Here is a 23,673-nt window from a genome sequence, read left to right as displayed (position 1 = left end):
CTCCACCGTACGAGCGTGCCCAGGATCAGCGCCGGTAGCCTCGACTGTATGTTCGCTTTCCTGCCCGCCGTCCCGGGTGCCGATGACATCCGCGACGCCCTGCGTCGCATCGACACCGCCCGCCACCACGGAGTGCCCGACGGCTGCATTCTCGAGCTCGACCTGCAGTCGATACCGCCGGAGGCCAGCGGCTTCGACCCGCTGACCTTCATCACCGGAGGCGGCCGGCCGATGCTGCTGCGGGACGCGGTCGCCGCGATTCACCGTGCGGCCGAGGATTCGCGGGTCGCGGGACTGATTGCGCGGGTACAGCTTTCGGCGGCGCCGGCCGGACCGGTGCAGGAACTGCGGGCGGCCATCGCCACCTTCAGTGAATCGAAGCCGTCGCTGGCGTGGGCCGAGACCTACCCCGGCACACTGTCGTATTACCTGGCTTCGGCGTTCTCCGAGGTGTGGATGCAGCCCACCGGCACCGTCGGTTTGATCGGTTTCGCCACCAGTGCGCTGTTCCTGCGCGACGCGCTGGGCAAGGCCGGCATCGAAGCGCAGTTCATCACGCGCGGCGAGTACAAGTCGGCGGCCAACCTGTTCACCCAGGACCGCTACACCGACGCCCACCGCGAGGCCGACTCCCGGCTGATCGCCAGCCTGCACAGCCAGGTGTGGCAGGCCATCGCCGAATCGCGGCACATCGACGTCGACGCGGTGGACGCGCTTGCCAACCGCGCGCCGCTGTTACGGGACGACGCGGTCACCGGTCGCCTGGTCGACCGCATCGGATTCCGCGACGAAGCGTACAACCGCATCGCTGAACTCGTTGGCGCTCAATCTATTCCCGGGTCGCTTCGCTCCTGCCCTCCGGAGGGGATTTCACCCGAGACCGGCGATGCCGACACCGACGACAACGCCCCGCCGCGGTTGTTCCTGTCTCGCTACGCGCAGGTCCGCAAGGGCGGCTCTCCGGTGCCGATGCCGCCTATGCCGTCGGTGCCGGGCCGCAAAAAGCGCCCCCGGATCGCGGTGGTGACTGTCGCCGGATCGATCGTCAGCGGCCGAGGCGGTCCGCAGGGTCTTCCGTTCGGGCGCTCCAGTGCCGGTGGTGACACCATCGGCGCGGCGCTGCGGGAGGTCGCCACCGACGACGATGTGACGGCGGTCGTGGTGCGGGTGGATAGCCCCGGTGGGTCGGTGACCGGCAGTGAGACGATCTGGCGGGAAGTGACGCGGGTGCGCGGCAAGGGCAAGCCGGTGGTGGCCTCGATGGGCGCGGTGGCCGCCTCGGGTGGTTACTACGTCGCGATGGGCGCCGACGCGATCGTCGCCAACCCGGGCACCATCACCGGATCGATCGGAGTGCTGACCGGCAAGCTGGTGGCCCGCGAACTCAAGGAGCGTCTCGGGGTCGGATCCGACAGCGTGCGCACCAACGACAATGCCGATGCCTGGTCGGTCAACGCGCCGTTCACCCCGGAGCAGGAAGCCCTGGTGGAGGCCGAGGCGGACCTTTTCTACACCGATTTCGTGCAACGAGTCGCCGAGGCACGTCACATGGCGGTCGAGGCCGTCGACGCAGTGGCCCGCGGCCGGGTATGGACCGGTGTCGACGCGCTCGAGCATGGACTGGTCGACGAACTCGGCGGACTCCGCACGGCAGTGCGGCGGGCCAAGGTGCTCGCCGGGATCGATGTCGACGCCGAGGTCGAACTGGTCTCTTACCCCAGCTCGTCACTGCGGGATTTCCTGCGCCCCAAGGCATCCTCGCAACCCGCCGCGGCATCGCTGCCCGAGGCCGTAACGGTATTGCTCGGTCAGTCGGTCAGGGGCGCGCTTACCCAGGGTGAGCGGGCGCTGACCGGAACCAGCCTGCTGTGGCTGGGGGAGAGCAGTTTCTAGCCGGATGTGGCTGCAACCCGTTGAGCTCGACAGTCGCGGCGTGGCGCGTATCAGCCGGGCCTGCGGGGCAATACTCTGCTTTGCTATGTGGCGATCCCCCATGCGTGGTCGAGGCCGCCGGTGTCGGTGACGTCGAACCCCGGATCTCGGCGTCGGAGAGGTCCGCTCGCTGTCGCCAGGGGGGCAGGGGCGCTGGGCGCGGTGGCGGTGCTGGGGATGACAGGTTTGGGCTGGACCGGACTACACCACGCGTTGGGTGGGATCATCACGTCGGAAGCTCTTATCGGCGGCCCGACATCAACCCGGGGCGCGCAGAACATCCTCATCATGGGTCTCGACAGCCGCCTCGACCAACACGGCAATCCACTGCCCCAGGACGTCTACGACGCGCTTCATGCCGGTGACGAGACGGTCGGCGGGTACAACGCCAACGTCCTCATCCTGGTGCACATCCCGTCGAGTGGTTCCCCCACCGCGATTTCGATCCCTCGTGACGACTATGTGGACCTCGCGGGCTGCCCCACCGGTGTGTGCCAGGGCAAGATAAAGCAAGCCTATGGGCTCGCGTATCAACATGCCCTCGACACGATCGCGAACGACTCCGAGCTGAACAATTCGCTGGACCCGCAGGCCAAGGAACAGAAGGGGCGCGAAGCTGGCCGCAAGGCCGAGATCGCCACCGTGGGCCGACTGCTGCAAGTGCCTATCGATCATTTCGTTGAGGTGACGCTGGGCGCGTTCTTCGAGATCGCCAAAGCCGTCGCACCAATTACCGTTTGCCTCAACGCGGATACCTCAGACGACTTCTCTGGGGCTCAATTCCACCAGGGAGAGCAGCAACTCGACGCGGCGCAGGCGATGGCGTTCGTGCGCCAGCGCCGGGACACCGATGACGCCAATTTCACCGACATGGACCGCACCCGGCGCCAACAAGCGTTCATCGTCTCCCTGGTCAGCGCGCTGAGACGGAGCGGAGACCTCGACAATCCGCTGGCCATGAACAAGCTGTTGGACATCACGAAGCAGAACCTCGCTGTCGACGCCGAGATGGACCTGGCTGGGTTCGCGCAACGGGCGTCATCGATGACCAAGCATCCGCCGTCGCTGTACACCCTTCCGATCACCGGCTTCGGGCAAGCCCCCGATGGTGAGGACGTCAACCTCATCGATTTGGCCGCCGTCCGGTCGATCGTTCACGACTTGCTGTCGGCCGACGACACCGCGACAGACACGTCGTCGCCGACGTCGGATCCCTCGAGCAACCCCATGTACGGTGTCGGCGCCACGCTCAGTGTGGTGAATGCTTCCAGCTACGACGGTTTGGCCGCCCAGCTGGAGAAGACGTTCACCGCCAACGGATTCCAGCAAGGTCGGACCAGCACTGCCGAATCAGTCTCGAATACCAGTGCCGTGGACTACGGTCCAGGGGCCGAGGACGCCGGGAAATCGCTTGCGGCACAGCTTAATCTGGCTGCTGCGCCGAACGATGCGTTGTCTGCTGGTGCTGTGGAACTGACTGTCGGCACCGATTTTCCGGCGGGGGAATACGTACACAGCGTCGATAGCACCAGCGCGACTGCGGGCCCGGCGGCTATATCCACAGTCTCGGCCACCGCGACTGGAACCGCGTCGCCGGCTCCAACCGATCTCAGCCGTATGACCGGAGAGTCCGTACCCTGCGTGAAATAGCGCCCAAGATGTGCTGGCGCAGCGTCTAGTTCAAAGTGGCGCTGACGTAGACGATCTCGCCGAACGGGCTATTGTCGTCCTGCTCGGGTGGCGTCGGCAGTCCACTGCGCTGGAATAGCTCGGGGCCGGGAGTGCCGGTGACGGCCCAGCCCTTGGCGCCCAGGTACTCGATCACGTGGCTGCGGGGGCCGGTGTACACGAGCGACCCCATATCGAGGTCCAAGCCGTGATCGCGGGCGGTGGACGTCATGTCTGTGCCGGCCTGCGGGTCGAAATCGATGATACCGGGCACATATTCGGTGGCCACGGCGCTGCCGGGCGCGCTCAGTGAGGTGATCGTGTCGAACAGCCGATCCTGGGCCTCCGGCGGGAGGTAAACGAGTAGTCCTTCGGCCAGCCATGCGGTGGGCGCGGCGGCATCGAAACCGGCTGCCTGCAGGGCGGTGGGCCAGTCCTCACGCAGATCGATGCCGATGGTGTGGCGTTGCGCGGTCGGGGCGGCGCCCAATCCATCGAAAACGCCGGTTTTGAATTCGATCACCTGGGGCTGGTCGATCTCGAACACGACCGTGCCCGACGGCCACGGCAGCCGATACGCGCGGGCGTCCAGGCCCGAGGCTAGGATCACCGCCTGACGGGTACCGTCGGCGGTGGCCGAGGTGAAGTAGTCGTCGAAGAACTTGGTGCGCACAGCCATTGCGTCGATCATGCCCTGCACCCGCTCGGGTGCGACATCGCTGAACAACGCTTCGTCGAGTTCGCCGTCGATCATCTTGACGAAGAAGTCGACGCCGACCGCGCGGACGAGTGGATCGGCGAACGGATCATGGATCAGCCCTCGTGGATCCTTGGTCGCCAACGCGCGTCCGGCGGCCACCGCTGTCGCGGTGGTGCCCACGCTGGACGCCAGGTCCCAGGTGTCGTTGTCAGTGCGTGCCATTGTGTCTCCTAGTTCGTCGAAGTCAAAGCTGCCGAGATGTACTGGAAGCCAGTGAACTTCTCCGCCATTTCGTCGTCGTGGCTCTCGAATCCGTTGGCCTCGAACAGTTCCTGCATCAGATCGCCGGTAACCTGCCAGCCCAGCCCGTTCAGATAATCGATCACGTGGCTACGTTCGCCGTGATACACCAGATCGGCGAGGTCGTCGTGGAACCCGAGCTTTCGCCAGCGTTCCTGTCCGTCGTCATCGGGCTCGCCGGATTCTCCGGTGAATGCCCCCATGCTGGGCATGAATTCGGTGGCCAGCCTGCTGCCGACCGGGCTCAGTGCTGTGATGTGGTCGAACAACCGGTCCTGGGCTTCCGGCGGCAGATAGATCAGCAGGCCTTCGGCGATCCACGCCGTCGGCTGGCTTGGATCGAATCCGCTGGCGCGCAACGCGCCCGGCCAGTCGTCGCGCAGATCCACTCCGATGGTGTGAAGGTCGGCGGTGGGGGTGGCTCCCAGGTTGCGCAGCGTGGTCGTCTTGAAATCGATGACGCCGGGTTGGTCGATCTCGAAGACACCGGTGCTCGCCGGCCACGTCAGCCGGTACGGCCTGGCGTCGAGGCCCGACGCCAGAATGACGGTCTGCCGGATGCCCGATGCCGTGGCGTCGATCACGAAGTCGTCGAAATAGCGTGTGCGCACGGCCATTCCCTGCGCCATCCGCCGCAGATCAGATTCCGCGTCGTCACTGTCGATATTCCCGTCGAGGATCCGCAGGAACACCTCCATGCCGACGGCCTTGACCAACGGCTCAGCCCACGGATCGTCGATCAGGGTCGCCCGATTGGCCAGCGCTCGGGACGCGGCAACGGCTGTTGCGGTCGCGCCCACTCCGGAGGCCAGATCCCAGGTGTCACCGTCGGTGCGGGCCATCACTGCGCCCTGGCGCGGGTCGCGGTCAGGTAACCGGCGCTGTCACTGAATTCGACTGCCATCTCGTCGTCAGGCAGCTCGAAACCGTTGGCGGCATACGATTCCCGGGTGGTCTGGACGTTGATCCGCCAGCCGCGCTCACCCAGATAGTCGCCCACCGCGTTGCGCTCGCCGTCGTAGAACAGTGCGGGCAGGTCGATGTCCGAGCCGATGCGCGCCGAATAGTTCTTGAACCGCTCGCGCCAGCTGTCGGGCAGTGTCATTCCGGCGGCCATGTACTCGGTGGCGAACCGGCTGTCGGGGGCGGACAGCGCGGTGACGCTGTCCAACAACCGATCCTGCGCCTCGGGTGGCAGATAGATCAAGAGTCCTTCGGCGATCCACACAGTCGGCTGATTGGCGTCGAAGCCGTTCTCCCGCAAGGCCGCCGGCCAGTCGTCCCGCAGGTCGACACCGATCGCGCGCCGCTCGGCGGTGGGGGAGACGCCCTGATCGGCCATCACACGGGACTTGAACTCGATGACCTGGGGCTGGTCGAGTTCGAACACCACGGCGCCGGCCGGCCAGCTCATCCGGTAGGCGCGGGTGTCCAGCCCGGAGGCCAGGATCACTGCCTGGTTGATGCCGTCGCGAGCCGCGTTTGTGAAGACGTCGTCGAAGAACCGGGTCCGAACCGCGATCTGTTCGGTCATCCGGCGGCGGTTGAGCATCGGGTCGTCCTCGATGCTGGCCTCACCGTTGGCCATCCGGATCAGGTAGTCCACGCCGACAGCCTTGACCAGTGCATCGGCATAGGGGTCGTGGATGAGTGCGTCGGGTCCCTGGGAGGCCAGCGCGCGGGATGCCGCGACCGAGGTCGCGGTGGCGCCCACACTGGAAGCCAGGTCCCAGGTGTCGCCGTCGTATCGGATCGATTCGCTCATGGGGTTACTTCCGGATTGCGGTGACGGACAACGAATTACTCAGGGACTTGCTCAGATCCCCAGTGGGGAAGGCGCGCCCGTAGTGCGCGAACATCTCTACGCGGCTGCGCCCATTGACCTCCCAGCCATGGTTGGCGAGGTAGTCGATGGCGGGATTGCGCTCGCCCTTATAGAACAGGTCGCTCAGGTTGAGGTCGAGCCCCATGTCCCGCCATCGGTCGCTGACCGCGGCGGAGCGGTCAGCAAGGGCGGCGCCGGCGTCGGGGTGGTACTCGGTGGCGATCCGGCTGCCGGCCGGGCTCAACGCGGTGATGTTGTCGAAGAGCCGGTCCTGGGCGTCTGGCGGGAGGTACATCAGCAGCCCCTCGGCACTCCACGCCGTCGGCTTCGTCTCGTCGAAACCGTTGGCGCGTAAGGTTGCCGGCCAGTCGTCGCGCAAATCGACACTCACCGTGCGGAGTTCGGCCGTGGGAGAGGCGCCCAGTGCGGCCAGTGTTGCGGTCTTGAACTCGATGACCTGGGGTTGGTCGATCTCGTAGACCACGGTGCCGGCCGGCCAGTCCAGGCGGTAGGGCCGAGAGTCCAAGCCGGAAGCCAGGATAACGGCCTGCCGCACCCCAGCCTTGGCGGCGTCGAGGAAGAAGTCGTCAAAGAATCGGGTTCGCACCGCCATCACGTCGGTGAGGGCCTGGGCGGTGTCGCCGGTGTCGACAGCCGCGAGATCAATGTCACCGTCGACCATCTTGGTGAAGATGTCGATGCCGACGGCGCGCACCAGCGGCGCCGCGAACGGGTCGTCGATAAGTGCGTTGTCCTCGCGGCTGGCGACCGCGCGGGCTGCGGCCACCATGGTCGCCGTGGTCCCGACGCTGGTGGCCAGGTCCCAGGAGTCGGCGTCGCTGCGGCTCATCGGGCGTCGCCGTAGACGGCGCTGAGGTAGTACATATTGCTCATCGGTTCGTCCTCGTCGAAGGTGTCCCGCTGGCCGGCGGCCAGCAATTCGTTGACGGGGTAGCTGCTGACATTCCAGCCGTGGCCGGCGAGGTAGTCGCGGGCCTCGTTGCGCTCACCCAGGTAGACCAGGCTGGCGAAATCAAGGTCGAAGCCGTTGTCGCGCCAGTGCGCCGACATCGTCTCCATCTTCTCGCGCGACTCTTCGCTTTCCTCCGCATTGGACGGGGGTGCGGTGTCGATGGCGATCCGGCTGCCCGGCGCGGACAGCTCGGTGACGGTGTCCAGCAGGCGGTCCTGCGCTTCCGGGGGGAGATAGCCCAGCAGGCCTTCGGCGCTCCACGCGGTCGGCGCCTGCGGGTCGAACCCGGCCTCGCGCAGTGCGCTGGCCCAGTCGTTGCGCAGATCCATGGCTACCGGGCGGCGATCGCACGTCGGCGCGGCACCCTGGTCGGCCAGGGTCTGGGTCTTGAACGCGATGACCTCCGGCTGGTCGATCTCGAAGACCACCATGCCGGCCGGCCAGTCCAGCCGGTAGGCGCGGGAGTCGAGTCCCGACGCCAGGATGACCACCTGGCGGACCCCAGCGGCTCCGGCGGCGCCGAGGAAGAACTCGTCGAAGAACTTCGTCCGGACCGCCATGTTGTCGGTCATCCGGTTGACGCCCATGGCCGACTGGTCGTCGGGGGTGTGGAGGTCACCGAGTGCCATCTTGGTGAAGAAGTCGATGCCGACGGCCCGCACCAGTGGTTCGGCGAAGGGATCGTCGATCAGGGGTTCGGCCTCCCGGCTGGCCGCGGCGCGGGCTGCGGCGACCAAGGTCGCGGTGGCTCCCACGCTGGACGCCAAATCCCAGGTGTCGTTCTCGGTACGCGTCATATCCAGAGCCCTTTACATCCGCAATTTATACTTAGCCAATATAACCAGTATTGACTGTACGTGATTCCGGCTGGGAGACCTCTGTGAGCGCGATGGCCTCGGCGGTACCGATCCACGGATTCCCGCCCTGCCTGGGCCAACTGTTACTCTCGTAGACTGTTTGAGCGCGCGATGCTGCAGGGGGAAACCTGGCGGCGATCGGTGCAAGGCAGGATTACCCGAACGCTGGCCAGACCAGCCCCATTGGCACGCTGAGACTCACGTCCGGCTGCCCAGGAGGAAGAGTGCTCTCGGCTTTCATCTCTTCGCTCAGGACGGCCGACCTGAGGCGAAAGATTCTGTTCACCCTGGGCGTGGTGATCCTGTACCGGGCCGGCGCATCGCTGCCGTCCCCCGGGGTCAACTACAAGAACATCCATCAGTGCATCGAGCAGGTCAGCGGCGGCAGCGGGGGTCAGATCTACTCGCTGATCAACCTGTTCTCCGGCGGCGCACTGCTGCAGTTGACCGTGTTCGCGGTGGGCGTAATGCCCTACATCACCGCCAGCATCATCGTGCAGCTGCTGACGGTGGTGATCCCGCGGTTCGAACAGCTGCGTAAAGAAGGTCAGGCCGGCCAGGCCAAGATGACCCAGTACACGCGGTACCTGGCGATCGCCCTGGCTATCTTGCAGGCCACCAGCATCGTGGCCCTGGCCGCCAACGGCGGCCTGCTGCAGGGCTGCTCCCTGGACATCCTGCAGAGCACCAGCATCTTCTCCCTGGTCATCATCGTGCTGGTGATGACCGCGGGAGCGGCGCTGGTGATGTGGATGGGCGAGCTGGTCACCGAGCGCGGCGTCGGCAACGGCATGTCGCTGCTGATCTTCGCCGGCATCGCCGCCCGCATCCCCGCTGAAGGCAAGAGCATCCTGGACGGCCGCGGCGGCCTGGTCTTCACCGCCGTCTGCGCGGCGGCCCTGCTGATCATCATCGGCGTCGTCTTCGTCGAGCAGGGACAGCGCCGTATCCCGGTCCAGTACGCCAAGCGCATGGTCGGCCGCCGGATGTACGGCGGCACGTCGACCTATCTGCCGCTGAAGGTCAACCAGGCCGGCGTTATCCCGGTCATCTTCGCCTCATCGCTGATCTACATCCCGCACCTGATCACTCAGCTGATCCAGAGCGGCCGCACCACCCCGAGCAACGGCTGGTGGGATCGGTTCGTCGCGAACTACCTCACGAACCCCGCCGACCCGGTGTACATCGGCATCTACTTCGGCCTGATCATCTTCTTCACCTACTTCTATGTGTCGATCACGTTCAACCCCGATGAGCGTGCCGATGAGATGAAGAAGTTCGGCGGGTTCATCCCCGGTATCCGACCGGGCAAGCCCACCGCCGACTACCTGCGTTACGTGTTAAATCGGATCACCCTTCCCGGCTCGATCTACCTGGGTGTGATCGCCGTTCTGCCGAACCTGTTCCTGCAGATGGGTAACAGTGGCGGTGTCCAGAACTTGCCGTTCGGCGGCACAGCGGTTCTGATCATGATTGGCGTCGGCTTGGATACGGTCAAACAGATCGAGAGCCAGCTCATGCAGCGCAACTACGAAGGGTTCCTGAAGTGAGAATTGTTTTGCTTGGCCCGCCTGGCGCGGGTAAGGGAACTCAGGCGGCCAAGCTGGCGGACAAGCTCGGGGTCCCCCACATCTCGACCGGCGATCTGTTCCGGCACAACATCGGCGAGGGCACCGAGCTCGGCCTGGAGGCCAAGAAGTACCTCGACGCCGGTGATCTGGTGCCCGCCACCCTGACCAACGCGCTGGTCGACGACAGGCTCGACGATGGGGACGTGGCCGACGGATTCATCCTCGACGGATTCCCCCGCTCGGTGGAGCAGGCCGACGCCCTCAAGCAGATGCTCAGCCGGCGCAGCCTCAAGCTGGACGCCGTCGTCGAGTTCCGGGTGCCCGAAGACGAGCTGGTCACCCGGCTGATGGCGCGCGGCCGCGACGACGACAAAGAAGAGACCATCCGCAACCGGTTCAAGGTCTACCGCGACGAGACCGCACCGCTGCTGGACTACTACCAGGACGAACTCAAGACCGTTGACGCCGTCGGCGGCCTTGACGAAGTGTTCGCCCGGGCGCTGCACGCACTCGGCCGCTAAATCTCGATGGTCTCGCTGCCCGGACTGCGCAACCGCAAAACCGTCCCCGCCCGCACACCGGGCGAGTTGGACGCGATGGCCGCTGCCGGGTCCGTGGTGGCCGCTGCGCTTCGTGCGGTCCAGGCCGCCGCCGCACCCGGGGTGTCCACCAAGGAACTCGACGACGTCGCCGAGACCGTAATCCGCGAAGCCAACGGCATCCCTTCGTTTTTGGGCTACCACGGCTATCCGGCCAGCATCTGCTCGTCAGTCAATGACCGTGTGGTGCATGGTATTCCGACGCAGGACGAGAAGTTGGCGGCCGGCGATCTGGCGTCGATCGACTGCGGGGCGATCATCGAGGGCTGGCACGGCGATGCCGCCGTCACCTTTGGGATCGGCCCGCTGATCGCGATGGACGAGGCGTTGTCGGCCGCGACAAAGCAGTCCATGGAAGCCGGGATCGCGGCGATGATCCCCGGCAACCGCCTCACCGACGTCTCCCACGCCATCGAGACCGGCACCCACGCCGCCGAGCGCACGTTCGGCCGGCGGTTCGGCATCGTCGCGGGTTATGGCGGGCACGGCATCGGCCGGCAGATGCACATGGACCCGTTCCTGCCCAACGAGGGCGAGCCCGGCCGCGGACCGCTGCTGGTCGCCGGTTCGGTGCTGGCAATCGAGCCGATGCTGACCTTGGGCACCACCAAGACCCGGATCCTGGCTGACGAATGGACCGTCGTCACGGCGGACGGGTCACGCGCTGCGCACTGGGAGCACACCGTCGCGGTCACCGATGACGGGCCGCGAATCCTCACGATCTAGTCCTGGTTCACCGCGCGCTGTGGCGCATACGGTGAACCAGACACCCACCGGTTACGTGTCTCTGCCGGGAGGTTGATGATGGACGACCCGGAAGCGGCGTTGGTGCGGGTGCTCTACCAGGAGCATGCCGCCGCCCTATGGCGCTATGCGCTGCGACTCACCGGGGATCCCGCGCGTGCCGAAGATGTGGTCCAGGAGACGCTGCTGCGGGCCTGGCAACACCCCGAGGTGGCCGGCGACGCCGAGCGTTCTGCACGGGCGTGGCTGTTCACCGTCGCTCGCAACATGATCATCGACGAACGCCGCAGTGCCCGGTATCGCCGGGAAACCGACTCGCTGGACACCGAGGGGGCCCCCGAGCCCGCCGGGCCCGACGAGGTCAACACGGCATTGGACCGGCTGTTGATCGGCGATGCGCTGGCTCAGCTGTCGCCCGACCATCGGGCTGTCGTCCGCCGTTCCTATTATCTTGGCTGGACGACGGCGCAGATCGCGGCCGACCTTCAGATCGCCGAGGGGACGGTGAAGTCGAGGCTGCACTACGCGGTGCGTGCGCTTCGCCTGACGTTGCAGGAAATGGGGGTGACCCGGTGAAGGATCCGAACGATCTGTACGAGACGTGGGACGCCGCCTACGTGTTGGGGTCGCTGTCGAGCAACGAGCGCCGCGAATACGAACTGCACTTGGCCGGATGCGTGCCCTGCCGAGCGGCAGTCGGCGAGCTCAGCGGCATGCCCGCCCTGCTGGCCATGCTCAGCGCCGACGAGGTGGCCGCGATCGACACCGGCGATACCGAACCGCCCCCGCTGCGTCCCCAGCTGCTCGACGGCATCCTCTTCGAGGTACGGCGCCGGCGTCGGCGCGGACGGTGGATCACCTGGACGGTGGCCGCCGCGGCAGCCGCGGTGCTGGCCGTCGGGATCCTCGTTGCGATCAAGCCGGCACCGTTCGAGGCGCCGCCCGCCACGTCGCAGGTATCGGCGGCAGCGAGCATGACGCCGGTCACGCCGTCGTCGTTCGAGGCGTCGGTACAGGTGATTCCGATGGGGTGGGGCACCCACGTCGAGATGACGTGCACGTACCACGAGGAAATCGGCGACGACGACGCTGACGACAGCGACAAGCTGGTGATGTATGCGGTCGGCCGCGACGGCAGCCGCGTCCAGCTGGCGACGTGGATGGCCCGCGAAGGCGAGTCGGCCTCGCCGACCGGCAGCACGTCGATGCCGATGGAGAAGATCGCCGCTGTGCAGGTGGTCAAAGCCGATACCGGCGATGTTCTGCTGCAACACAGCATGTAATCCTGACCTAGCGATCAGTCTGATATTGACACCTGGGATAACGCTGGGTGTCAAAGGCTTTCTGCTAAAAGGGTTTTCAGTGGACCACCGCGGCTATCCGTGAACCGAACCCTGTCACCCTTCGTGTCACTGTCAGGGCCGGGAGACAGGTGATCGGAATGGACAGGCAACAACGTGTGGTCGACCACATCGTCGACCAGCTCGCGGCCACCGGCGTCGACTACCTGTTCGGCGTCGACGGCGCCAATATCGAGGATCTCTACGACGCCGCATACTTCCACGACGGGGTCACAGCAGTTCTGGCCAAGCATGAATTCTCCGCGGCGACAATGGCCGACGGGTTCAGCCGGGCGGGTTGCGGGCTGGGTGTGGTCATGGCGACCTCAGGCGGTGGCTCGCTGAACCTTGTGCCGGGGCTCGGGGAATCGCTGGCCAGCCGCGTGCCGGTGCTGGCATTGATCGGACAGCCGCCCACCGCGATGGACGGCCGCGGGAGCTTTCAGGACACCAGCGGTCGCAACGGCGCACTGGATGCACAAGCGTTGTTCTCGGCGGTGTCGGTGTACTGCCGACGCATCACCTCTGCGGAGCAGATCCTCACCGCCCTGCCGGAGGCAATCGCCGCGGCGTGGCGTGGTGGACCAGCAGTTCTGTTGTTGCCCAAAGATATTCAGCAATCGCTAGTGCCGGTGCGGAGCCGGCTGTCGTCGGCCCCAGAGCCCACGACGGTCGGTGACCCGTGGCCGATCGCCCGGGCGCTGCGCCGGGCGCGCGGATCCGTGACGATCATCGCCGGCGAGCAGGTGGCGCGTGACGACGCCCGCGACGAGCTGGAGCGGCTGCGTGCGCTGCTGCGAGCCAGGGTTGCGACGGTCCCCGACGCGAAGGATGTCAGCGGCTCACCGGGACTGGGCTCGTCGTCCTCGCTCGGTGTGACCGGCGTGATGGGTCATCCCGGCATCGCGGACGCGATCCGTGACAGCGCCCTGTGCTTGCTGATCGGAACCCGGCTGAACGTCACCGCGCGCACCGGTCTGGAAGAAGCCCTGGGCGGCGCGCCGACGATGTCCATGGGTTCGGCGGCGCCGTATCTCGCGTGTACCCATATCCATACCGACGATCTCAAGGCGTCGTTGTCTCAGCTGGCGATGATGCTGTCCGGTTACGGACGCCGACCCAACGGCGTGCGGGTGCCCGAGGTGGTCGGGCACGAAGAGCTGGTCCCACCCCGCTACGACGGCGACGGAATCCGTTATCGGGAAGCAGTTTCCGCGCTTGATGCCGTGCTGCCCGACGATGTCGACATCGTTGTCGACGCGGGCAACACGGGTGCGTCTGCGATCCACAATCTCCCGGTGCGCAGATCGGGACGGTTCATCGTCGCGCTCGGCATGGGTGGTATGGGCTACAGCTTCGGGGCGGCCATCGGGATGGCCTTCGGCCGGGGGCGCCGCGTCGTGGTGGTCGCCGGCGACGGTTCGTTCTTCATGCATGGCATGGAGATGCACACCGCATGGCAATACCGCCTACCCATCACCTTCGTGCTGTTCAACAACAACGCACACGCCATGTGCGTGACCCGTGAGCAGCTTTACTACCGAGATATCTACAGTTACAACCGATTCCGACCAGCCAATCTGGGTGCTGGCCTGGCGGCCATGTTGCCCGGGCTGCACTCGGTCAACGTCGCCGAGGCCGGGCAACTTCCCTCGGCGCTGGGCGAAGCGCTGGCCGGTGACGGTCCGTCCGTCGTCAGCATCGAGTGCTCCGCCGACGAAATCCCGCCGTTCGCGCCATTCCTGGCTGCGTTGCAGAAATCAGGCTCACACATCGGCCCGCAGGGCCGCCCAACCACAGAAGAGAGCAGACCCCATGTCGCTGCCCGCGCTTGACGACATCGTCATCCACACCGGATCCGCCGACCCGATCGACGGATTAACCCGGATCGAGACGTCCCCTCGGGAGAAAGCCACCCCGGTCATCATGGAGATGATGCGGTCGGTGTACCCGCACGACGAGGTCTTCGGCACGTACTGCACCGTCAACGATTACATCGACTGCCCGCCTGACGAACTCTACGAGTATCTGTCCGACACCCGCTCGCTGGAGGAGTGGACGTACAGTTTGCGCGGATTCGAGGCGACCGACGAGCCGGGGCTCTGGGTGGCGTATGACCGATTGGGTTCGGAGACAGAGATATACACCCGCACGGTGGCCAACCCTGAGGCGCGCACCGTGGACTACCACTGCGCGTGGGACCAGGGTAGGCACCTGTGGATGATTTACCTGATGCGGGTGATCGACGCGCAGGTCGTGCTCGACAAGCCGGGTTCGGTTGTGCTCTGGACGAATTGCCGTCACCCGTTCTACGACCAGAATCCCTACCCCGAAACCGCTCCACCGCAACGTCCGGTGTGGGTCGGCGACTTCTGGGACATGTTCGGCGCGGGCCACGAACTCGAGATGAAGAACCTCAAAGCGATCGCCGAGTACCGGCATCGCAACGGACTGCCGGTAACCCCCAAGTGGATGAAATAAGCACTGCCATGAAGCAATCCAGCGTCAGCCTGATCGACATCTCGAGCTACCTTCCCGGCGAACCGGTGCCGGCCGACTACTACGCGCAGTTCGCCGAGTCCGATGAGTTGCGGGACAACCTGATGTTCCGTGCGCCGAAGTTCCGTCACCACGTCGCACCCGACGAGACCGCCACCGACATGATCGAGCGCGCCGCTGCCGGGCTGATCGAGCGGCACGGCGAGGACGTGGTCACCGGTGCCGATATCTTGATCACCCACACCCAGATGCCGGACATGCCGTTCTACGGCAGCGGCGGTGCGATCGCGCATCGCCTTGGGATGCGGCCGAATTGGGTGCTGGATCTACACAACGGCGGATGCGCGGCCTTCGTGCTGGGGCTGCAGGTCGCGCGCCAGTTGTTGTCCTCGGGTGCCGGGCAGACCGCGTTGGTGGCGATCGCGCAGAACTCGGCCGGTCAGGTCTTCGACCAGCCGACTGTGCGGACCAAGGCACAGGCGGCAGTACCCGGCGACGGTGCGGCCGTCGGGCTGGTCACCCTGTCCGACGAGTCACCGATCCTGGACATCGAAACCCGGACCTACGGCGAATTCGCCGGGGACATGACGATCACGTTCGACCCGCCGCGCAAATGGTGGCAGCCCGGATCTGCCGAGGGCAACCTCGGATTCACCGAGTCCAAGATCACGAAGGTGCTGGCGCGGGGCAACCGGCAGGTGCCGGAGGTGGCCCTGGCGGTTTGCGATCGCATCGGCATGAAGTCCCGTGACGTCGGCCTGTTCGTCAGCAATCAGCCCAACCGGGTGTTCCTGCGCAACTGGCGTGAAGCGCTCGAGCTACCCGTCGAACGGCATGTCGACACCTTCGACCAGTGCGGCAACCTGTTCGGGGCCGGTATCCCGGTCAACCTCGACCGGGCGATCAGCGACGGGCGGATCTCGGCCGGCGACACCATCCTGATGGCGGCGTTCGCCCACGCCGGTGATTTCGCCGGGGCGGCCGCGGTGCGCTGGGGAGGTCGGGCCGCCTGATGATCCCCTTGACGCGCGTTGCCGATGACACCGTCGTCGCACTCCCCGAAGCAGTCGATCCAATGGCGTTGTCGCTCAACGAGAATCCATTCTCGCCGCTGCCCGCCGTGCGGTCGGCTCTCATCAGTGCGATTGACTCCGCCAACCGGTATCCGGAGTTCTTACCGGAGGGCCTGCGGCGGTTGATCGCCAGCCGGATCGGCGTGGCCGAGGAGCAGGTCGTGCTGGGCCAGGGCGCCACCGGTGTCGCGATGCAGCTGTTGCACGCCATGACCGAGCCAGGCGACCGGATCGCCATGGCCACACCGACCTTCGACGGCTATCCGATCTTCGCGCGTATGGCCCGGCTGCAACCGATCATGGTGCCGCTCGACGAATACGGCCACCACGATCTGGAGACGCTGGCCGAGGCCGCGCAAGAAGCCAAGGTGGTGGTTTTGTGCCGGCCGCACAACCCGACCGGCACCGTGGAGTCCGCGCTCGCGGTGGAACGATTCCTCGCCTCAGTGCCCAGCGAAACCATCGTCCTGCTCGACGAGGCCTACATCGAGTTCGTCGCACCAGCATTCCGGCTCGACGGATTGTCGCTGATCGAGCGGTATCCGAATCTGCTGGTACTGCGCACGTTCTCCAAGGCCTACGGTCTGGCCGGTCTGCGTATCGGCTACGGCTTCGGATCCGCCGACCTGATCGGCAGGCTGTGGCGGATGCAGTTGCCGTTCGGCATGGACAGCACCAGTCTGGTGGCGGTCGCTGCGTCCTATGACGCGGAACGTCAGCTGCAGCGGCGTATTCGGGTGATCTCCGCCGAGCGGCGTTACCTGCGGATGCGGCTGCGCGCGATGGGGGCGTACGCCGTCGAAGGGCACGCGAACTTCGTGTACCTGCCGCCGGCGGGCAAGCCGTGGCAGGAGGTGTTCGACCCGGCGGGCTTGCGGGTGCGGCACTACGGCGACGGCGGGGTGCGGATCACGGTGGGGGACCGGTGGTCGACGCGCGCGGTGCTGACCGCCGTGGCGACGTCGCGGTAGTGCCCTACGACGGTGGGTCGATGCGGTATGAATGGGCGGATGCCCGATTCACCACCGCCCGAGAAGCCGGACCCGATCGCTGCCGCGCGCCGGAATTGGGAGCGTGCCGGCTGGGGTGATGTCGCCGAGGGCATGGTGGCGGTGACGTCGGTGATGCGGGCCCACCAGATCCTGCTGGCCCGGGTGGAGAACGCCCTGCGGCCCTACGATCTGAGCTTTTCGCGGTTCGAGCTGTTGCGATTGCTGGCCTTCAGCCGCACCGGTGCGTTGCCGATCACCAAGGCCTCCGACCGGCTGCAGGTGCATGTCACCAGCGTTACGCATGCCATTCGCCGACTGGAGGCCGACGGACTGGTCAGGCGGGTGCCGCATCCCACCGACGGGCGCACCACGCTTGTGGAGATCACCGAGCTGGGGCGCTCGACGGTGGAGGATGCCACCGCGACGCTCAATGACCAGGTCTTCGCCGACGTCGGGGTGTCGGCGCAGGAAGCCCGCGCGTTGGTGGCGTCGATCGAGACGCTGCGCCATCACGCGGGAGATTTCTAGCGCAGGGTGTCGATGACCGCGCTGAAATCCAGATCGGCGTGGTCGGCGGCGAACTTGCTGTAGATCTCGGCGGCGTGAGTACCCAGCGGCGCGGTGGCACCAGTGGACGACACCGCGTCCATCGCCAGACCCAGGTCCTTGTTCATCAGCGCGGTGGCGAATCCGGGCTGGTAGTCGTTGTTGGCCGGTGAGGTCGGAACAGGGCCGGGCACAGGGCAGTTCGTATGCACGGCCCAGCAGTTGCCGGTGGCGCCGGTGATCACGTCGAATAGCGACTGCGCCGACAGGCCGAGCTTCTCGGCCAACACGAATGCCTCGCCTACGGCGATCTGCTGCACTGCGAGCACCATGTTGTTGCACAGCTTGGCAGCCTGCCCGGCGCCCGATGATCCGCAGTGAATCACCTTGCTGGCCATGGGTTCCAGCACCGCGCGAGCCTTCTCCAGGGCGTCGGCCTCGCCGCCGACCATGAAGGCCAGCGTGCCTGCTGTCGCGCCCTTGATGCCGCCGGAGACCGGTGCGTCGAGCTGGGCCATCCCGGCGGCCGCGGCCTGGGTGTGGACTTCCCGCGCGTCGTCGACGGAGATGGTGGAGGTGTCGATGAACAGCGTGCCCGCCTTGGCAGCCGGAAGTGCTTCGGCGTAGCAGGCTTTCACGATCGCCCCGTTGGGCAGTGAGGTGATGACCACGTCGGCCTCGGCGACCGCGGCTGCGCCGGCGTCGAACACCGTCGCACCCTTCTCCTCGGCGGCCGCACGCAATGCGGGCACCGGGTCGAAGGCGCGCACGGTGTAGCCGGCCTTGACGAGGTTGGCCGCCATCGGCCCACCCATGTGACCCAGTCCCAGGAATGCGATCGTCGTCATGTGCAGGCTCCTTTGCCTCACGCGGAATTTCGTCCGGGTGACTCACCCTGATTGCGAGCACGGCTCGCGAGGCCCCGCCCGATCACCACGCGCATAATTTCGTTGGTGCCCTCGAGGATTCGGTGCACGCGCAGATCGCGGACGATCTTCTCGATGCCGTACTCCCGTAAGTAGCCGTATCCGCCGTGCAACTGCAACGCCTGATCGGCCACCTCGTAGCAGGAGTCGGTGACATAGCGCTTGGCCATCGCACACAGCTCGACCTTGTGGGGCTCGTCGTTGTCCAGCGCGACGGCTGCGCGCCACAACATCAGCCGAGAGGTCTCCAAAGCGGTGGCCATGTCGGCCAGGGTGAATCGGATGGTGGGCTCGTCGAGCAGTGCCCCGCCGAACGCGTGGCGGTCGGCCAGATAGCTCGCGGTCTTGTCGTAGGCAGCTTGGGCGCCGCCCAGCGAGCAGGCCGCGATGTTGAGGCGTCCGCCGTTGAGGCCGCTCATCGCGATGCCGAAGCCGGTGCCTTCACCTTCGGGGCCGCCAAGCATCGCCGTCGCCGGCACCCGCACACCTTCGAGAATCACCTGCGCGGTGGGCTGGACGTTCCAGCCCATTTTTTCCTCTTGCGCGCCGAAACTGAGCCCCGGCGTGTCCTTTTCAACGATGAAGGTAGAAATTCCACGGTGACCGGACTCGTTCTCTTTGAAGCCGGTGCGGGCCATCACCACGTAGAGATCTGAGGTGCCTGCTCCGGAGATGAACTGCTTGACCCCGTCGAGCACATAGTGGTCGCCATCGCGAACGGCTTTGGTGCGCAACGCCGCCGCGTCCGATCCGGCGCCGGGCTCGGTGAGGCAGTAGCTGGCGATGGTCTCCATCGATGCGAGCTTCGGGAGCCACGACTTGCGTTGATCGTCGGTGCCGAAGGTGTCGACCATCCACGCGCACATGTTGTGGATCGAGATGAACGCCGCCAGGGCGGGGTCGGCCGCCGAGAGCTGCTCGAAGATCCGCACCGCGTCCAGTCGCCGCAGCCCGCTGCCGCCGACGTCCTCGGCGCAGTAGATCGCCGCCATTCCCAGCTCGGCCGCCTCACGCAGCACGTCCACCGGGAACTCCTTGGAGTGATCCCAGTCGAGCGCATACGGCGCAAGGCGTTTGGCGGCGAACGCGGCTGCCGTCTCGGCGATGACGCGTTCGTCGTCTTCGAGCGTCAGGAAGGTCATTTCATCGTGGGGATGACGAACTCGGCGCCGTCCTTGATGCCCGAAGGCCACCGCTCCGTGACGGTCTTGGTCTTGGTGTAGAACAGGATCGAGTGCGGGCCGTGCTGGTTGAGGTCGCCGAAGCCGGACCGCTTCCAGCCGCCGAACGTGTGGTACGACACCGGAACCGGGATCGGCACGTTGACGCCGACCATGCCGACCTGCACCCGGGACACGAAGTCGCGGGCGGTGTCACCGTCGCGGGTGAACACTGCGACGCCGTTGCCGTATTCGTGCTCAGATGGCAGCCTCAGCGCTTCCTCGTAGTCGTGCGCGCGCACGATGCACAGCACCGGGCCGAAGATCTCGTCGGTGTAGATCGACATGTCGGTGGTGACGTGGTCGAAGAGCGTGGGGCCGATGAAGAAGCCGCCCTCCAGGCTGGTATCAGCGAAAGTCAGTTCGTCGCTGGCTTTCTCGCGACCGTCGACCACGATTTCGGCTCCGGCGGCCACACCGGCGTCGATGTAGTCACGGACCCGCTTGAGCGCGGCGCCGGTGACCAACGGGCCGTAGTCAGCCTTGGGATCCAGGCTGTGGCCGACGCGCAGGCCGTTGATCCGCTCGACGAGCCTGGCGCGCAGCCGGTTTGCGGTTTCCTCGCCGACGGGCACCGCGACGCTGATGGCCATGCACCGCTCGCCCGCGCTGCCGTAGCCGGCACCGATGAGGGCGTCGACGGCCTGGTCCAGGTCGGCGTCGGGCATGACGATCATGTGGTTCTTGGCGCCGCCGAAGCACTGCGAACGCTTGCCGTTGGCGGCGGCCGTGGAGTAGATGTACTGCGCGATATCGGAGCTGCCGACGAAGCCGACGGCCTTGATGTCGGGGTGGTGAAGGATGGCGTCGACGGCCTCCTTGTCGCCCTGCACCACCTGGAACACGCCCGCCGGCAGGCCGGCCTCCAGGAACAGCTCAGCCAGGCGCACCGGCACCGAGGGGTCGCGCTCGGAAGGCTTGAGGACGAAGGCGTTTCCGCATGCCAGGGCGGGGCCGGCCTTCCACAGCGGGATCATCGCGGGGAAGTTGAACGGGGTGATGCCGGCGACGACACCGAGCGGCTGGCGGATCGAGTACACGTCGATGCCACCGCCGGCGCCTTCGGTGAACTCACCCTTGAGCAAGTGCGGGATGCCGATGGCGAATTCGATGACCTCGATGCCCCGCTGGATGTCACCGCGGGAGTCGGCGACGGTCTTGCCGTGCTCGATCGAGAGCAGCTCGGCGAGCTCGTCGGTGTTGGCGTTGACGAGTTCGATGAACTTCATCAGGACGCGGGCCCGGCGCTGGGGATTCCAGGCGGCCCATTCCTTCTGCGCCTCGACCGCGGAGGCCACCGCGGTGTCGACGTCGGCGGCCGATGCGAGCAGCACCTGGGCCTGCACCTCGCCGGTGCTCGGGTTGAGGACGTCAGCGGTGCGCGTGCTGCCGAGGCTGCTGCGCTTGCCGTCGATGAAGTGCTGAATCGTTGTGCTCATGATGCCCCTTGGCTGACCTGGCGGCTGAATACTAGGACATCCTAGTAACGCGTTGACCGGCTCCGCAAGGGGGTCCGTCGAGACCGCGGTGAGTGCATCGAGACTGCAGCGAGAGCGAGTTTTGTCGCCGAAATGCGATCTGCACGCAGTCTCGATGAAGGGGTCTAGCGCCACTGATAGCGCGTGCTGGGCCTGCCGGTCTTGCCGTATTCGGTCAGGCGGGTGACGGCCCCGTCGTCGGCGAGGCGCTCGAGGTAGCGCCAGGCGGTCACCCGCGAGACGCCCACCAGTTTGGCGGCTTCGTCAGCGGTCAGCCCGTCAGCGCGGTCGCGCACCGCGCGGGCGATCTCGTCGGTGGTGGCCGGCGCGGCACCCTTCGGGGTCACCGATTTGTCGGTGCTGATTCGCAATTCGCCCAGCGCCCGGTCGACTTCGGCCTGGCTGGCGGCATCGGTCCCGGCGGGCAGGGCGCTGCGGTAGCGGCGGTAGCGCTCCAGGCGGTCGCGGAACGCCGCGAACGTGAACGGTTTGAGGAGGTAGGCCAGCGCGCCGTGCGCCACCGCGGCGCGCACCATCTCCAGGTCGCGTTCGGAGGTGATCGCGATGATGTCGGGTGCCGGCCGCAATCCCGACAGTGCCGAGGCCAGCGCGATCCCGCTGGCGTCGGGCAATCCGAGATCGAGCAACACCAAGTCGACAGGGGAGTCGGTGGCGGCCTCCGAGGCGATGCGCATCGCGTCGCGGGCGGTGTGGGCCAGCCCGGTGACGGTAAACCCTTGCAGCCGAGCCAGATACGTGCGGTGCGCCTCGGCGATCAGCGGGTCGTCTTCGACGATCAGGACGTTGATCATCGGATAGTCACCGTCACCACCGAGCCGTAGGTGACGTCCGCGCTCAAGGTGCCGTCGTGACGGTTGACGATCTGGGCGACCAGCGCCAGGCCCAGACCCTGATGGCCGGCGTCGCTGCCTGACTTCGTCGAATACCCGCGCTGCAGGGCGCGCTGAAAGGTCTCGGGATCCATGCCGGGCCCGCTGTCGGCGACTTGGATCTGCAGTCCGTCGGCGTCCTGGTTGACGGTCACCTCGACCCAGGGGTCGTCGCGGTCGCAGGCGTCCATGGCGTTGTCGATCAGGTTGCCCAGCACGGTGACCATTTCCTGGGAGCTCAGCAGGGACTCGGCGGGCAGATTGGTCTCTTCGGTGATGGTCAGCTCAATGCCGCGTTCGCCGGCCTCGGCGGTCTTGCCGAGCAGCAGGGCCACCAGGGCGGGTTCGCCGACGGCGTCGGACACCCGGTCGACGAGCTGCTGGGACAGCGCCAGTTCTTGGGTGGCGAACTTGACCGCCTCCTCGGGGCGGCCCATCTCGACCAGGGTGACGACGGTGTGCAGTTTGTTGGCCGATTCGTGGGCCTGCGCGCGCAGCGAATCGGTGAACCCCTGCAGGGAGCTCAATTCGCCCAGGGCGCCTTGTAATTCGGTGCGGTCACGGATGGTCACCACTTCCGAGTCCGAGGCGCTGACTTGGGAACGGTTGACCACCAACACGCGGTCATCGGTGAGACGCACCTCGTCGCGCACGCCGGGATCGTTGCCGCGCAGGAACTCTGGCAGGTCGGCACGGGTGATGGGACCCGACGGCAGGGCCAGCAGGCGGCGGGCTTCGTCGTTGGCCAGAGCCACCCCGCCGCGGTCCAGGACGATGAGCCCCTCGGAGACCGAGTGCAGGATGGCGTCGTGGTGGTCGTACATCACCCGCAGCTCGTCGGGGGCCAGCCCGTGCGTCTGGTGCAGGATCCGTCGACGGATCGCCCAGACACCGACGAAGGACAGGGCCAGTGCTGCGATGCCGACGCCGACGATCGTCGGCCACTGGGAACGCCACCGCGCGGCCAGGCTCTCGATGGTGATACCGGCTGCGACCAGGCCGATGACCTGGCCGTTGGCGTTACGGACCGGCGCGATGGTGCGCACTGACGGGCCCAAGGTGCCGGTGTAGACCTCGGTGTAGGTCTCGCCGCGCAGCGCCGGTTCGATGGTGCCGAGGTACCTCTGGCCGATCTGCTCGGGATTGGTGTGGGTGAACCGGGTGCGGTCCGGCGCCATGATCGTGATGAACGCGATGTCGGTGCTTTTGCGGACGGCCTCGGTGACCGGCTGGAGAACCTTTGCGGCGTCACCGTTTTCGATGGCCTCGGCGGTAGACGGTGAGTCGGCCAACGAGACGGCGATGGCGGTGACCTGTTGGCGGGCGGCGTCGTCGCCGTGGCGTTTGGCGTCGAGAGGCGCCAGTGCGCTGCCGGCGAGGACCACCAGCACGATCACCGCGGCCTGCAGCGCGAAGGCCTGCCCGGCCAGTGAGCGGGGGAGGACCGCCACTGCTCACCTCCGCGTTGAACGTAATGAACTAAAGCGTGACCTGCGTCACGTGCTGGTTAACCATCCTTGCAGACCTATTGCAAGAAGAA

General features: G+C 66.4%; 22 protein-coding genes. 12 read left to right on the top strand and 10 right to left on the bottom strand.

All coding sequences use genetic code 11. The features are described from left to right. The first annotated feature begins 48 nt into the window (after positions 1–48). The gene (sppA, locus tag CG716_RS20395) at positions 49–1,893 is read left to right on the top strand and encodes a signal peptide peptidase SppA (RefSeq protein ID WP_094482939.1); all 1,845 of its coding nucleotides are present in this window, start codon (positions 49–51) and stop codon (positions 1,891–1,893) included. A 216-nt stretch (positions 1,894–2,109) separates the two neighbouring features. After that, positions 2,110–3,582: an LCP family protein gene (locus tag CG716_RS20390; protein WP_094483013.1), complete on the top strand. Its 1,473-nt coding sequence runs from the start codon at positions 2,110–2,112 to the stop codon at positions 3,580–3,582. Between the two features lie 25 nt (positions 3,583–3,607). On the opposite strand, the gene CG716_RS20385 is transcribed toward CG716_RS20390, so the two are convergent. Genes CG716_RS20385 through CG716_RS20365 form a run of 5 tightly spaced genes read right to left on the bottom strand, consistent with a single transcriptional unit; the run spans position 3,608 to position 8,195 of the window. Beyond that, positions 3,608–4,522 (bottom strand): class I SAM-dependent methyltransferase, encoded by a 915-nt coding sequence (locus CG716_RS20385; RefSeq protein ID WP_094482938.1) that lies wholly within the window; start codon positions 4,520–4,522, stop codon positions 3,608–3,610. A gap of 8 nt (positions 4,523–4,530) precedes the next feature. Then, the gene (locus CG716_RS20380; protein ID WP_094482937.1) at positions 4,531–5,442 is read right to left on the bottom strand and encodes a class I SAM-dependent methyltransferase; all 912 of its coding nucleotides are present in this window, start codon (positions 5,440–5,442) and stop codon (positions 4,531–4,533) included. Beyond that, positions 5,442–6,365, bottom strand: coding sequence for a class I SAM-dependent methyltransferase (locus CG716_RS20375; protein WP_094482936.1), 924 nt, complete (start codon positions 6,363–6,365; stop codon positions 5,442–5,444). Before CG716_RS20375 ends, CG716_RS20380 begins: the two co-directional genes overlap by 1 nt. 4 nt (positions 6,366–6,369) lie before the next feature. Beyond that, positions 6,370–7,275 (bottom strand): SAM-dependent methyltransferase, encoded by a 906-nt coding sequence (locus CG716_RS20370; protein WP_094482935.1) that lies wholly within the window; start codon positions 7,273–7,275, stop codon positions 6,370–6,372. Beyond that, entirely contained in the window at positions 7,272–8,195 is a 924-nt protein-coding gene (locus CG716_RS20365) for a class I SAM-dependent methyltransferase (RefSeq protein ID WP_165774225.1), read from the bottom strand. The genes CG716_RS20370 and CG716_RS20365 overlap by 4 nt, the downstream gene beginning before the upstream one ends. 284 nt (positions 8,196–8,479) lie before the next feature. Between CG716_RS20365 and secY the strand changes: the two genes are divergently transcribed. The 10 genes from secY to CG716_RS20315 all read left to right on the top strand — a co-directional run bounded on the left by secY (position 8,480) and on the right by CG716_RS20315 (position 17,601). Then, entirely contained in the window at positions 8,480–9,805 is a 1,326-nt protein-coding gene (gene secY / locus CG716_RS20360; RefSeq protein ID WP_094482933.1) for a preprotein translocase subunit SecY, read from the top strand. Next, positions 9,802–10,347, top strand: a complete 546-nt coding sequence (locus CG716_RS20355; protein ID WP_094482932.1) for an adenylate kinase — start codon at positions 9,802–9,804, stop codon at positions 10,345–10,347. Before secY ends, CG716_RS20355 begins: the two co-directional genes overlap by 4 nt. A gap of 6 nt (positions 10,348–10,353) precedes the next feature. Next, positions 10,354–11,151 (top strand): type I methionyl aminopeptidase, encoded by a 798-nt coding sequence (gene map / locus CG716_RS20350; RefSeq protein WP_094482931.1) that lies wholly within the window; start codon positions 10,354–10,356, stop codon positions 11,149–11,151. Positions 11,152–11,229: 78 nt separating this feature from the next. Next, positions 11,230–11,745 carry a sigma-70 family RNA polymerase sigma factor gene (locus CG716_RS20345; RefSeq protein ID WP_165774224.1) on the top strand — a complete coding sequence of 172 codons (516 nt, stop codon included), beginning with the start codon at positions 11,230–11,232 and terminating at the stop codon, positions 11,743–11,745. Next, positions 11,742–12,452, top strand: coding sequence for an anti-sigma factor family protein (locus CG716_RS20340; RefSeq protein WP_094482929.1), 711 nt, complete (start codon positions 11,742–11,744; stop codon positions 12,450–12,452). Before CG716_RS20345 ends, CG716_RS20340 begins: the two co-directional genes overlap by 4 nt. A 158-nt stretch (positions 12,453–12,610) precedes the next feature. Further along, complete coding sequence (locus CG716_RS20335) at positions 12,611–14,344, top strand: thiamine pyrophosphate-binding protein (RefSeq protein ID WP_094482928.1); 1,734 nt, start codon at positions 12,611–12,613, stop codon at positions 14,342–14,344. Next, positions 14,325–14,990, top strand: a complete 666-nt coding sequence (locus tag CG716_RS20330; RefSeq protein WP_094482927.1) for a DUF8713 domain-containing protein — start codon at positions 14,325–14,327, stop codon at positions 14,988–14,990. Before CG716_RS20335 ends, CG716_RS20330 begins: the two co-directional genes overlap by 20 nt. Before the next feature lie 8 nt (positions 14,991–14,998). Then, on the top strand, positions 14,999–16,021 hold the full coding sequence (locus tag CG716_RS20325; protein ID WP_094482926.1) for a 3-oxoacyl-ACP synthase III family protein: 1,023 nt from the start codon (positions 14,999–15,001) through the stop codon (positions 16,019–16,021). Further along, entirely contained in the window at positions 16,021–17,052 is a 1,032-nt protein-coding gene (locus CG716_RS20320) for a pyridoxal phosphate-dependent aminotransferase (RefSeq protein WP_094482925.1), read from the top strand. The genes CG716_RS20325 and CG716_RS20320 overlap by 1 nt, the downstream gene beginning before the upstream one ends. 39 nt (positions 17,053–17,091) lie before the next feature. Continuing rightward, a complete protein-coding gene (locus tag CG716_RS20315) occupies positions 17,092–17,601 on the top strand; it encodes a MarR family winged helix-turn-helix transcriptional regulator (RefSeq protein WP_094482924.1) in 510 nt (169 codons plus the stop codon). Here the strand turns inward: CG716_RS20315 and mmsB are convergent. The 5 genes from mmsB to CG716_RS20290 all read right to left on the bottom strand — a co-directional run bounded on the left by mmsB (position 17,598) and on the right by CG716_RS20290 (position 23,584). Next, positions 17,598–18,467 (bottom strand): 3-hydroxyisobutyrate dehydrogenase, encoded by an 870-nt coding sequence (mmsB, locus tag CG716_RS20310; protein ID WP_094482923.1) that lies wholly within the window; start codon positions 18,465–18,467, stop codon positions 17,598–17,600. The two genes, CG716_RS20315 and mmsB, sit on opposite strands and share 4 nt — an antisense overlap. Positions 18,468–18,484: 17 nt before the next feature. Further along, on the bottom strand, positions 18,485–19,687 hold the full coding sequence (locus CG716_RS20305; protein WP_094482922.1) for an acyl-CoA dehydrogenase family protein: 1,203 nt from the start codon (positions 19,685–19,687) through the stop codon (positions 18,485–18,487). After that, the gene (locus CG716_RS20300) at positions 19,684–21,204 is read right to left on the bottom strand and encodes a CoA-acylating methylmalonate-semialdehyde dehydrogenase (RefSeq protein ID WP_094482921.1); all 1,521 of its coding nucleotides are present in this window, start codon (positions 21,202–21,204) and stop codon (positions 19,684–19,686) included. Before CG716_RS20300 ends, CG716_RS20305 begins: the two co-directional genes overlap by 4 nt. Before the next feature lie 164 nt (positions 21,205–21,368). After that, entirely contained in the window at positions 21,369–22,055 is a 687-nt protein-coding gene (locus CG716_RS20295) for a response regulator (protein ID WP_094482920.1), read from the bottom strand. Beyond that, positions 22,052–23,584 carry a sensor histidine kinase gene (locus tag CG716_RS20290; RefSeq protein WP_094482919.1) on the bottom strand — a complete coding sequence of 511 codons (1,533 nt, stop codon included), beginning with the start codon at positions 23,582–23,584 and terminating at the stop codon, positions 22,052–22,054. The genes CG716_RS20295 and CG716_RS20290 overlap by 4 nt, the downstream gene beginning before the upstream one ends. Positions 23,585–23,673: the final 89 nt, after the last annotated feature.

It is taken from the genome of Mycolicibacterium sphagni (assembly GCF_002250655.1).
In the GTDB taxonomy this organism is placed as follows: Bacteria; Actinomycetota; Actinomycetes; order Mycobacteriales; family Mycobacteriaceae; genus Mycobacterium; species Mycobacterium sphagni.
Note: the sequence above shows the minus strand (reverse complement) of the source record. Positions and strands in the feature narration are given on the sequence as shown.